The sequence below is a fragment of the Chitinophaga sp. YR627 genome (assembly GCF_900114995.1).
GTDB lineage: Bacteria > Bacteroidota > Bacteroidia > Chitinophagales > Chitinophagaceae > Chitinophaga.
In genome coordinates this window covers 1,237,772-1,250,473 of the sequence record NZ_FOUX01000002.1, presented here as the reverse complement: position 1 = coordinate 1,250,473, position 12,702 = coordinate 1,237,772, and the positions used below count along the sequence as shown (strand labels likewise).

Genomic DNA, 12,702 nt, shown 5'->3' with positions numbered 1-12,702 from the left:
TCTATCGCTATGCAATGTAAGCGTATGTATAAATTTTCAGGACTGCTACTCCTGCTGCTGCTGCCGATCTTATTAAGGGCGCAGGAGAAAGTGCAGGTCAAAGGGGTAGTAAGGGACGCCCAGACAAATGAACCGCTGGTGGGTGTAAGTATCATGGCGGGTACGCCTCCGAAGGCGGTGGGTGTGACCAATGCAAACGGGTCATTCTCAGTAGCCGTACCAGCGGATGCACAGCTGGTATTCCGTTATATCGGCTTCTCCGATTATAAGATCAAAATGAAAGATAAACGGGATCTGGTGATCCGTCTAATGGTGACAGAGAATAAACTGAATGAGGCAATCGTTATCGGTTACCAGAAAAAGACCAGAGAGGTGACGACCGGCTCTGCGGTGATCGTAAGTGGTAAGGAATTACAGGACGTTCCCGTATCCAACGTAGAACAGTTATTACAGGGCCGCGTAGCAGGTCTGAATATCCAGAATAATACCGGTACACCGGGTGGTCGTGGTCTGATACAGATCAGAGGTCTCTCCAATATCAGTGTATCCGGTAATGGTAACGACGCATTCCTGTCGCCAACATCTCCCTTATATGTGATCGATGGGGTACCGGTTGAGGCGGATGCCAACTTCGAATATGGATACCAGTCTGCTGGTCCTGGTGTAAGTCCGCTGTCCCTCATTCCTCCGGAAGATATCGAAAGCATGGAGATCCTGAAAGACTCTCAGGCAACCGCCTTATACGGTTCCAGGGGTGCTTATGGGGTGATCCTGATCACCACCCGTCGTGGTAGTTCTCCGATCCCACTGGTACGGTATACTGGTAACTTCTTTGTGAATAATCCACCGAAATTACGTCCGACGATCGGGGGTAAGGAAGAAAGAAGGATCCGTCTGGGTATGATCTATGGCGGTAGTAATATGGAAGACATCTATCAGATTTCTACCAAGCCTTTCCTGGCGGATAGTCTGAATCCCTACTATAACAATTCTACCAACTGGCAGGATGTATTCTACGCCACTACGGCCAACCAGACGCATAACGTAAATATCAGTGGTGGTGATCCTAAATTCAACTACAAAGTCGATCTGGGATACTATCACGAGAATGGTGTGATCCGTAATACAGGCTTTGACAGGTATTCCATCAACACGAATATGCTGTACCAGCCGAATACCAAACTCCGCGTATTCACTACTTTATCCACACAGGTGGGCAGAAGAAACAAAGGAAATGGTAATGGTTTAACGCAGAGTGGTGTTTCTTCCAATGCCTCGGCGTCTTCCCTCTTACCTGGTCCGTCCTTCTACCAGAGTACCGCTGGCGTATTATCTGCCTTAAACACGCGTAACGATAATAAAACAGGGAACGTGCGCAGTAGTCTGGATGTCAGCTATCAGCTGGTACCAGGGCTGAACCTCGGATCGAGTGTGAGCTATGAATATGCTTCCAATACGGAAGACAGGTTCACGCCGGCGGAAGCCAATAACGACTTCTCCCAGATCTATGCTTACAACGACCGTAAGTTTACGCTGTACAACCGTAACACGATTTCTTATAACCGTGTTGTTAATACAAACCATAACTTCTTTATCTCCGCATTTAACGAATTCTATAACCGTGGCTTCCAGGCGCAGGTGATCCGGCAGGAGAAAACGCCGAATAACCAATACGAAGGACCGCTCGGTTATGATGGATATGCTTCCCGTGGAGGGGGCCTCCTGGATAACTACAGCAAACAGCATGTGGCCTCCTTTGCAGGAACATTTTCCTACAACTATAAACAGAAGTATGTAGTGGATTTCAGCTACAGGATGGATGGTACGTCCAGCTCCGGTTTTGAAGATCCTTACTCCAAAAACCCTGCGATCGGTATCAGGTGGAACTTTAATAAAGAGGCAGCCATGAGTGAGAAGACCTGGCTGACCTACGGTTCCCTTCGTGGTAGCTGGGGACAGAACATCGTTCCCTCCGGCGATATATTTTCCATCTATGGTACCTACGATCCGAGAGGTACTTATAATGCGAACCCGCGCCTTGGGATCAACTTTAATCAATTGCCTAATACTTACCTGCAACCTACAGCTACGACACAGTATAACGGCGGTTTTGAGGCCGGTTTCTTCGACAGCAGGATAGAGGTGATCTTTGACGCTTATTACAAGACCGTAAAGAACCTCCTCCGTACCAAATCGCTGTCCAACATCACAGGTTTCAACGAGATCACCACGAATGAAACTTCACTGATCAACTACGGGTATGAGCTGACCCTGACTTTCCGTCCGCTGCCCCGTACCAGTGAAGTTCAGTGGACACTCTCCCTGAATGCGGCGTTGAATAAAGACGTACTGACCAGTCTTCCGAATGGCGCAAGACAACTCGTTCAGTATGACAACTCCACCAGTCAGCATACACTCTTCCGTGTGGGCAGAAACAGTTTAACCAACTACCTGTTGAAAACGGAAGGGGTGTATGCCTCAGATGCAGACGTACCTGTCGATCCTGCTACCGGTCAGCGTTACCGTACTTCCAATGGGACTTACTTCAAGGCAGGTGATCCTATCTGGAAAGATGTGGATGGTAACTACATCCTCGATGCAAATGACTATGTAGCTGCCGGTAACTCACAACCGCTGATCACCGGTGGTATCCAGTCTTACGTGAACTGGAAGAACTTCTCACTGAATATCAGTACTTCCTTTACCCTCATCAGGGACATTCTGAACAATGCATTTGCGGAAAGAATGCAGTTCCTGGGCGATCCTTATAATCCAAAGGCGATGGTTGATTTCAGTGATGTGGATTACTGGAAAGGGCCGGGATCGACTTCGCATTATCCAAATCCTTTTGACTACAAGCGTTATAACGATATCAGGCCTTACCGCTATGATCAGACCCTGATACAGGAAGATGGCTCATATTTCAAGGTGAATACCATGACACTGGCATACCTGGTGAACAGGAAATTTACCAACCGTTATGGTATCAACTCTGTCCGCATGTACCTGTCAGGCAATAACCTGATCACCTTCTCACCATACAGTGGTCCTAACCCGGAAAACGTATCGGCCATGGGACGTGACCAGTCAGGAGGTTATCCGATTGCCCGCAGCTATAACGTGGGATTGAATGTAGAATTCTAAAGTTTTAAATGTATTGCTATGATCCGGAGGTTTATTTATATCACGACCTGTTTACTGCTGATCAGTCAGTACGGGTGCAAAAAGTTCCTGAATGTGGAGCCGCTGGACCGGCTGTCAGGAAATACCTTCTTCAAAACAGCGAAAGATGTGGAAGATAATGCCTGGGACATCTACGGTCTTTTCAGGGATGTAACAGGTTCCTGTCCGCTGTTTGCGATGGCAGGGGAAGCCAGGGGCGGTATGCTGGCCATGTCGCCAAAGGGTGACGGGGCTGACAGGACCTTTGTGGAATATATCGCTAAGAATGACCTGCTCTCGGTTATTTACAGACCTGCAGGAAAGGAATTCTGGGACATTTTCGACCTGTATAACATGGCGGACTGGAAACCCTATTATCGCGTCATACAGGCCTGTAATATCCTTATTTACGAGGTGGACAGACGTCAGATACCCGATCTGACAGAAGCCCGTAAAAGGGCTTATAAAGCCGAAGCAACCTTTATGCGTTGTCTGAGCTATTTCATCATGGTGAGAATGTGGGGGGATGTGGTATACTACACAGACGCTTATCACGAAGCACCATTGCCAAGAGAGAAAATGGTCAATGTGGTGAATAACTGTATCAATGACCTGACCGCAGTACTGGGTGATATGCCATGGTCCTTTACAGAACCCGCCTACCAGGGTGCCAGGGCAAGTAAAGGCGCCGCTATTGGTTTACTCATGGAGTTACATATGTGGAACGCCGGTTTTGACAAAGCCAATGCACAGCAGCACTACAAGGCAACCGCCGATCTGGGGGATGAGATGATCAAGAGCAACGCTTATACGCTGCTGCCGATTGAAGAGTCTTTTACCATCTTCAAAGGTCGTTCAAGGGAAAGTTTGTTTGATATCGTGATCAGCTCTAACTATGGCGAAGGACTGGCAGAAAAATGGAATGATCTTTCTGAGTTTGTGGTGCATTACCCCTATAAACGCCCTGCTTACAATCACCAGTATAGTTTTACCTACTTCCGTGCAGAATACCTGAGGCGCCTCTATCCTTCAGGGGTGCCTGATGCAAGAATAGAAATGTGGTTTGATTCACAGATGTATTCCAACGACGGCACGTTCATGTTCCTCAAGTATAACAGCCTTTATGAACAGGGTAACTCAGACGTGAATGTGGATAACAACCTTATCGTGTTGCGGTACGCAGGCGCTATTCTGCTCAGAGCTGAAGCACTGGCAGAGCTAGGCGAAACGCAGACGGCTGAAGCCATCAGGATGATGAATATGATCAGGCTGCGCGCTAAAACACCTGTATATCAGGGTGGAGGCGGACAAGCCCTCAAAGACGCCATCTTCACGGAAAGAGCCAAAGAGCTGATGATGGAAGGCCATTACTATTTCGACCTGGTGCGCACCGGACGTGTCACCAATCAGCAATGGTGCTACTATCCGCTTACACAGGCACAGTTTGACAATGGCGGATGGACCTGGCCTATCAATACCAGCGCCCTGGATAACAACCCTTATATGCAACTGAACAACTATTGGTTAAGATAAAAACTGTTTTATGCGGACAATACTCTGTTTAATGACAGCCTTTTTTATGGTATTCACAGCCTGTAAAAAAGATGAATACTTTCAGGATTCAGGCAAACATGATCCTGCTTTTAAAGGAACTACCATGGATTACCTGGATGCAGTTCCTCTCTACTTTGATTCGCTGGCCACAGTAGTGAGACTGGCAGGAATGGAAGAGGTATTCAAAAGCGATACCCTGACATTCTTCGCCCCGACAGATAGGAGTATACTCCGGCTGGTACGGGAGCTGAATTACAGCCTCTATTATCAGGGATACGATACAATAAAAACACTCGCTGATGTACCACAGCGCATCTGGCAGAAGTATCTGCAGATGTACATGTTCCACGGCACCAATGAACTGAAAGATTATCCGCAGATAGATTACAACCTCCTGAACACCTATCCTGGCCAGGGATACCTGTCCTGGTTCGGTACGCCCATGAATATCGGTGTTATCTACAATGATGATAACGGGGTAAAGTATGTTGGCTACCGCCAGTTAACCCTTGCCTGGATACCCGATCCGGCGAAGCCAAAGGATAACTGGATCATTGAACGTATCGCTTCCTGTAATATCACAACCTACAATGGGGTGGTGCATACGATCAATGACAATCATCTTTATTTCGGCTTCAGCGCGTATCTCTTTATCTCCGATGTGATCGCTGCCCAGGAAAACGGAGGTTAATAAAAAAGTCAGTATCACATGAGAAGAATAATAACAGCAGTGCTGCTGATGCTTGTCATCGCTGCCTGTAAGAAAGAAGAGAAATTCGAAGATCCTTACGCTGGTGGAAAGGAACCACTGGGTGTACAACTCAGTACAGAAATACCTGCACCTTCAGAAGCAGCACCGGGTACGGTGATCACCTTCAAAGGGAAGGGACTTGTGAAACATAAGGACGCCCTGCTTTTCAATTTCAACGGAGAACCTGGTGAAATTATCAAAGTAGATTCTGCCAGTATACAGGTAAAAGTACCGGTGACCGCCAGCACAGGTGTGACTTCTGCTACTATCGGCGACCAGATCTTTTTTGGTCCGCTGTTCCGGGTAAGAGGTAATCTGGAGATTGACCCTAATTACAAAGTAGTGGTAGGGGCGAATAACTGGGTGAACGATGTATACCGTTATGCGGACGGCAGACTTCTACTGGTGGGCGACTTCCTGGACTATGAACGTAAGGGTATTGTACGGCCTATCAGCAGGATCGTATTGACTTCCAAAGACGGAGAAATGGATCGTAGTCTGCAGTCCGGCAGGGGAGCCGACGGTTCTCTGAACAGTATTGCAGCCTTACCTAGTGGTAAACTCGTAGTGGGGGGCAACTTTGCTTCTTACGATATCCATCAGGCGGAAGTGCACAATATCACCGTACTCAATAGTAATGGGTCACTGGATTCCATGAGTGTGACCACCTTTACGGACAAGGATACAGTGCCTGCCTTTAATGGAGGAACAGATGGCCGCATCTCCAGATTGTTTGTCCACAATAACCGAATTACCGCAATAGGCAGTTTCAACTACTACCTTCAGTTTGTATATGGTAAATCTGATTATCTGAAGGAGAGAGATTCCCTGATCACAGACAGTGTTTTGGTGCGTCAGCTGGTACGTTTCATGCCGGATGGTTCACTGGATTCCACCTTCAACTATGACCTGACTCGTCACAGGAGTTTTGACGGTCCTAATGGGCCTATTTCCGACGCTTATCAGCAGGCAGACGGTAAGATCATCATCGTAGGTCGTTTTACCCGTTATAACGGCCAGCCGGCACCATATATCGCCCGTATTAATGTTGATGGAAGTCTGGACCCTGGTTTTGGCGGTGGGGGAGCTGATAACTCTATTCTATCGATCCGTTTCAATGCGGCCACGCAACGATTCGTCCTGTCAGGTAGTTTTATCAAGTTTGATAATGCGCCTGCCAGCGGCCTGGTGATGCTGAAGGCGGATGGTACGACTGATCCGCAATTCAATGTACGGGGGAAAGCCAGTAACGAAAATTACTGGTGTGCACAGCAGCTGAGCAATGGCATGGTGATCGTCAATGGGAACTTCAACCGGTATGACGGCGTACACCGTAGTGGATTTATGGTATTGGATAATACCGGTAAACTGGCCCCGGGATATAATAACACCGGCGACTTCTCCGGTTCCATTTCGAAGGTATTTGAAACAATCAACACTTCCGGACAAACACAGGCACTACTCATGGGAGGCTTTAGCCGTTTCAATGAGAAAGATATCAGTAATGTAGTCCGCCTGTTATTCAAATGATAAAATTAACCGCATATATGAAGAAGCTCAGATGGCTGACCATCATCATCGGTGTACTTTGCGTAGCCTGTAACAAAGGTTATGACCGGATGCTGGAAAACAGGGAATATGAAGATACAACCGGTGTAACAGGGCGACAGCCTAAAATACTTTTTCTGGTAGTGGACGGCGCACGGGGAGAATCTGTCAGAAATGCACAGGCTAGTCATCTACAGATGCTGGGAGATAATGCAATCTATTCCTGGAATAGTCTTAGTGATACACTAAACCTGACTGCAACCGCATGGGCGGATCTGCTAACAGGTGTACGCAAGGAAAAACATGGTGTGGTAAAAAGCGATTTCAGTGATAACCGTTTGTCACAGTATCCGGTATTCTTTAAATACATCAAAGCCCGTATGCCTGCTTTCCGTATCGCTGCATACAGCGCTTCCGATTCACTGGGTAGAATGCTGATCACGGATGCTGATGTGAACCGCACATTTGCAAATGATGATGATGCAACTGAACTGGCTATAATCGATGAACTGAAGATCGATACTGCCGGACTGATATTCGGTCAGTTCAGTCAGGTCGCTACCGCCGGTAAAACATACGGCTATGATGTGAGCGTACCTGAATATAAAGCCGCTATCCAGCGCGTGGATGATTATGTCGGTAATATCATGAATGCGCTGAAGCAGCGTAAGAACTATGCGCATGAGAACTGGCTGGTGATCGTTACCTCTGGTAATGGTGGTCCGCACGAATTAAAGCCGGAAGATGATGATGGTACCATTCTCAGTAATCCGAAGATCAATACTTTCACGATCTTCTATTCGCCCCGCTATGTACCCAATTTCATTGACCGGCCCTATACAGGGAACCGCTATACCGGTAAGTCAGTAAGATTGTATGGTAAAACTGCTGCTACTGCTGTATATGCAGATATTAACGAAGGGAAAGAAGACCTGAATCTTGGTAAGACCAATCAAATGACCATTGCCCTGAAGATCAGGAAGAACAAGACCGTTTACGGCGATTATTCCTACACTTATCCCAATATCATCGGTAATAACCTCTCTAATGACTGGTGGAAAAATACCGGCTGGAGTATGTCGCTGGAAACAAATGCCTGGGGCGTACACTATGGCCAGAATGGTGCGGGCTTCAATATGGTGACCGGTGCAAATATCAGTGATGGTAAATGGCACGACCTGACGGCTGTATTCCTGAACAGGGATAACAAGCGTTTTATCCGGCTGTTCACCGATGGTAATTTTAATACAGAACAAGAGATCACTTCCTATGGAAATTTCGATAACGGGTCTCCGGTCACATTAGGCTGGGTGCCAGCTAACGTTGTGGATGATAACCGCTGGCTGAATGCCAATGTAACCGAGATCCGTTTCTGGCGTGCCGCTTTACCGGATAGTGTGATCAAGGCCTATGTGTGCGCAGAAGAACTACCTTCTTCTCATCCGTACCGCGATTATCTGATCGGGTACTGGCCCTGCCGGGATGGCTTTGGCGGCGTGTTCAAAGATCAGTCGGAATACCGGCACGACTTTGTCATCCACGGAGCCTACCAGTGGGATGATTTCAATGATCTGATGTGCCCAAGTACAGCTACCAATCTGGCACAACTGGTGCCTCAGCCGGTGGATGTAGCCCGTCAGGTATTGAACTGGTTACAGATAGCCGCAGATACAAAATGGCAGATGGATGGAAGGGTATGGGTTACCTCTTATGCCAGCCTCTGATCATTTATTTAAAAACCGCAAATAAGCCGATATGAGTCGCAATATATTCCCTGTGCTGTTGCTGCTATGTTTGTCAGGATTGTTTTCCTGCAAAAAGAATGAAAAGTTTAACGACGAACAACGATCGCCGGTAAACGTCTCCATCCGGAGCGCTAATGGAAGGATCACGGTGCCTTCGGGTAATAATTACACCCGGACGATCGATAATGTCACTATTCCTGTCAATATCGTGTTGTCAGCTACAGCGCCGAAGATATTCACAGTAGATATACATGTGAATAACGACACGATCCGGCATATGATTGACGCCGGACAACTGGGCGACGCTGTATTACTGGAAGAGAGCTATTATCAGCTGGCGAAGACAGCTGAGGTCAGGTTTGGTATCGATACGCTTTCTATTCCCTTACAGGTCAGTATGCAGGCAATAGAAAGATACTATGGAAAGACGCTGGCGCTCGCTATTAGTCTGGCGGATGTAGGCAAACACAATACCCTGGATGCTACCGGAAAAATGGCGGTGTTACTGATCAATACAACTGAGGTGATCAGACAGGAGGATATACATTATCTCTTCTTTACCGGTGGCGGCAATGTATTGCAGCAGCCTTCCGGTACAGATCATACGCTGGGCACCAGCTTTGTGGTACTGCCGGTGAGCGTCACATTGGGCGGTGTAGCAGGAGGATCTTTTACAGTGAATATAAGCACCAGTGCTGATACCGCTCAGGCATTGATCGATGACGGTACACTGGCCGGGTCTACATTACTGAAAGAAGGTGATGACTACACCATTCCTTCTACACTGAACTTTCCGGCCAATAGCAATACAGCAAGATTTGACCTGGTCGTGAAAACAGAATCACTGAAAAAGTATGAATCGAATAAACCGGTACTGGCTTTAAGTCTGAGTAATCCTACCCGTCACCTGCTGGATGAGACCCGCAGTAAGGTGGTGATGAAACTGGATCCTTCCAAATTGATAGAAACTGATATAACTAATACCAATATTAGTTATAAGACGCAGTATGAAAATAACAGCAATGCCAATGAAACTTCAGGTAAGCTGATCGACAACAATGTCAATTCCAAGTTCCTGTTGGGTAATTTCTCTACCGTATGGGCACAACTGGAGTTTGCCACACCGATCACTACAGGCGCCTACACCATGACGTCTGCCAACGATGCACCGGAACGTGATCCTAAGAACTGGACACTGGAAGGTTCAGATAACGGTACTGACTGGACAGTATTGGATACGCGTACAGATCAGTCTTTCGGCTCCCGTTTCCTGACAGCAAAATATACTTTTTCCAACCAGGTTGCTTTCAAGTTTTATCGCCTGAATATTACTGCTGTGAAGAACAGCGACTTATTCCAGCTGGCAGAGTGGAGACTTTTAAAGCGCCCATAACTTTTTCCTGTTCCCTCGAAATCAGGAGGTTTTAGATCCGCAGGCCGGCTAATTAGCCGGCCTTTCTTTTCTATAAATATTTAGATGAATTTGCCTTCCTTGAAGTTATAGGTACTGGCTTTGCCATTACGCAGGGATAAGATCAGTATTTTGCTGGCTTCTCCGTTACTGTTATCGGATCCGCCGGAAAGGATGAACAGTTGTTCTTTTATCTGCAATACCTTACTGATATTACGGAAGTTGGTGGAAATATGCCAGCGTTTGTTTCCGCTGGTATCAACAGCCGTGATAATAATGGTGGCGTTGGTTGCAATAGATGCTTTATGTAGTATAATATGACCGCCATCCGGCAGTTGCAAGGTTGTCTGTGTATTTTGATTACCCCTGCTGAGCAACTGATAGGGTCCTTCATAAAAACCAGGTTCCTGGCTATTAAATACGCTGCTGCCTACACCTGTTGCTTTCAGAAAACCACCGAAGAGGAATACGTCCTCATTCACCTGTTTTAGTGCAGTAGCAGGGTTGGAGGCTGCAGTCGTATAGAGCGAACGCCTTGGGGCTTCTGCAATACCATAAGGTGGCGTTTCCCCCTTCTGCAGCAATGCCTGGTCATTGTCATCCATAAAAGCATACAGTTGCCCATTCTCTTTCGTAAAAGTTACCAGTTGCTCATGATAATTACTGACTGCTGTATTACGAAGCTGTTGCTGCTTTTCGCTGAAGTATTTAACAATGTTAATAGCTGGTGCAGGACGTGTTTGCAGGGTATTGCCATCCAGCAGGTAGGCCAGTCCGTCGGAACCTTTTATGACAACAGCCTGCAACGAATCATCATAAAGATAATTATTCACGAAAGCAGGAAACAGGGAGCTTTCAGTCATCAGTTTATCTGCAATGTCTTTCAGATCTTTATTACCAGCTACCAGTTTACCATCTTCTTTATTGATCACATATAGTTCGTTTCTTAAGAAGAAAAGGTATTTATCAGATTGTCCCAGCAGCAATGCATCCCCCCAGTTTTTGCCCAGATTATTCTTTGCATTTAGTTTGATACGCCATAATTTTTCTCCTTTTTCCAGATCGAATGCACAGGCGTAATAACTGGAGGAGCCGGATACGCTGGTCGTACCGCCACCTTTGCGTACGGAATGTGCATTAAATTCTTTTAATACGCCTGCCAATACGGTCTTACCTTCATGTGTATAAATGACAGCATCGCTTTGTACGGCCTTTCTGCTGTGTTCATGCACGGTGGAAAAGATAATGTACACTAATCCTGCAGTAAACAGGATGCCAGTTAAAATTGACAGAATAATTAGGAGCCTGCTGTTTTTATTCATATGCATATTTAAAAGTCGCTACAGGGCCACAAGTTATTAATTTTATTAATTTGGTTGTGTTTTAAAGTATTATATCTATGTTTAGGATCATACTGTTACTATTAACAGGAGTACCTGCGATGGCGCAGACAGATGTTGTGTTGAAGCACATCCGGGAGCAATACCAAACAGTGAATGCACATATCGGTCAGTACAGAAAAACGGAGGTGAACATGGAAGGGATCAGTGCTGAAGGCGCTGTACTGGAAGGGTATTACGCCGGAGATACGTTGAAACTACTGGTGCATGATGTGTATGGAGAAATGTACCGCTGGCGGTTGGAAATCTATTATGAAGCGGAAAAGCCAATATTCTGTTACAGGCGTCTGTATAAATATGCCGTGCCTATATACGAATCAACTTTTGCTGCTGATCAGGTAACTGTCAATGAAGACAGGGCTTATTTTAAGGATGGTAAAATGATCCGTTGGATAGATGATAAAAACAAAACTTTTCAGCAGCGGAATGATCTATTTGTAAAGACAGAGAAGGATTATCTGAAAACGGCAGTAGATTTGCGTAAAGTTATAAAGACAGGCCGTTACGATCAACGGGACTGGCAATAAAACATATGACAGACATATGAAGATTACATTAATACAGGGAGATATCACCCAGATAAAAGCAGATGCCATCGTAAATGCCGCTAATTCTTCTTTATTAGGCGGAGGTGGTGTGGATGGCGCCATCCACAGAGCTGGTGGTCCTGCTATACTGGAAGAGTGCCGCAGGATCAGGGACAGGCAGGGGAGATGTGCGACCGGCGAAGCGGTGATCACTACCGCCGGTAAATTGCCTGCAAAATATGTGATCCATACAGTAGGGCCTGTATGGAATAAAGGGAATGATGAAGAAAAGAGATTATTAAGAAACGCTTATATCAATAGTCTGCTACTGGCTGTGAAAAATGGTGTAGAGACGATTGCCTTTCCGAATATCAGCACGGGTGTATACCGTTTTCCAAAGCCGGTAGCAGCTGAAATTGCAGTAGCGGCGGTAAAGGAATTCCTTGCACAGGATAACAGGATCACCAACCTGATATTTGTGTGCCATGAAAAAGAAAACTATGATATCTATTCGGAGTTGTTATCCAGAAATTAGATCGGTATTGACTTTCAGGTGACCGGTGCCAGATAAGTATAGCGCGCAGACATATAAAAAATGTCTGCG

General features: G+C 46.3%; 9 protein-coding genes. 8 read left to right on the top strand and 1 reads right to left on the bottom strand.

What is annotated here, in order from left to right:
* Nucleotides 1-9 precede the first annotated feature (9 nt).
* From BMZ72_RS13585 to BMZ72_RS13560, 6 genes are read left to right on the top strand one after another with little or no spacing between them, the layout of a single operon-like run.
* Nucleotides 10-3,144 (top strand): SusC/RagA family TonB-linked outer membrane protein, encoded by a 3,135-nt coding sequence (locus BMZ72_RS13585; RefSeq protein ID WP_255373197.1) that lies wholly within the window; start codon nt 10-12, stop codon nt 3,142-3,144.
* A gap of 18 nt (nt 3,145-3,162) precedes the next feature.
* Nucleotides 3,163-4,695: a RagB/SusD family nutrient uptake outer membrane protein gene (locus tag BMZ72_RS13580; RefSeq protein ID WP_089809143.1), complete on the top strand. Its 1,533-nt coding sequence runs from the start codon at nt 3,163-3,165 to the stop codon at nt 4,693-4,695.
* A gap of 31 nt (nt 4,696-4,726) precedes the next feature.
* Nucleotides 4,727-5,407, top strand: a complete 681-nt coding sequence (locus BMZ72_RS13575) for a fasciclin domain-containing protein (RefSeq protein ID WP_089809141.1) — start codon at nt 4,727-4,729, stop codon at nt 5,405-5,407.
* Nucleotides 5,408-5,425: 18 nt separating this feature from the next.
* Nucleotides 5,426-6,997: a DUF5008 domain-containing protein gene (locus tag BMZ72_RS13570; RefSeq protein WP_089809138.1), complete on the top strand. Its 1,572-nt coding sequence runs from the start codon at nt 5,426-5,428 to the stop codon at nt 6,995-6,997.
* Nucleotides 6,998-7,014: 17 nt separating this feature from the next.
* On the top strand, nt 7,015-8,739 hold the full coding sequence (locus BMZ72_RS13565) for an alkaline phosphatase family protein (RefSeq protein ID WP_177222783.1): 1,725 nt from the start codon (nt 7,015-7,017) through the stop codon (nt 8,737-8,739).
* A gap of 31 nt (nt 8,740-8,770) precedes the next feature.
* On the top strand, nt 8,771-10,153 hold the full coding sequence (locus BMZ72_RS13560) for a discoidin domain-containing protein (protein ID WP_089809134.1): 1,383 nt from the start codon (nt 8,771-8,773) through the stop codon (nt 10,151-10,153).
* Nucleotides 10,154-10,233: 80 nt separating this feature from the next.
* Here BMZ72_RS13560 and BMZ72_RS13555 read toward each other — a convergent pair whose 3' ends face one another.
* Entirely contained in the window at nt 10,234-11,493 is a 1,260-nt protein-coding gene (locus BMZ72_RS13555) for a PA2928 family protein (RefSeq protein ID WP_317043489.1), read from the bottom strand.
* A gap of 77 nt (nt 11,494-11,570) precedes the next feature.
* On the opposite strand from BMZ72_RS13555, the gene BMZ72_RS13550 reads away from it, so the two are divergent.
* Both BMZ72_RS13550 and BMZ72_RS13545 read left to right on the top strand, forming a co-directional pair.
* A complete protein-coding gene (locus tag BMZ72_RS13550; protein WP_143087687.1) occupies nt 11,571-12,098 on the top strand; it encodes a hypothetical protein in 528 nt (175 codons plus the stop codon).
* Nucleotides 12,099-12,114: 16 nt separating this feature from the next.
* A complete protein-coding gene (locus BMZ72_RS13545; RefSeq protein ID WP_089809128.1) occupies nt 12,115-12,633 on the top strand; it encodes an O-acetyl-ADP-ribose deacetylase in 519 nt (172 codons plus the stop codon).
* The last annotated feature ends 69 nt before the right edge of the window (nt 12,634-12,702 follow it).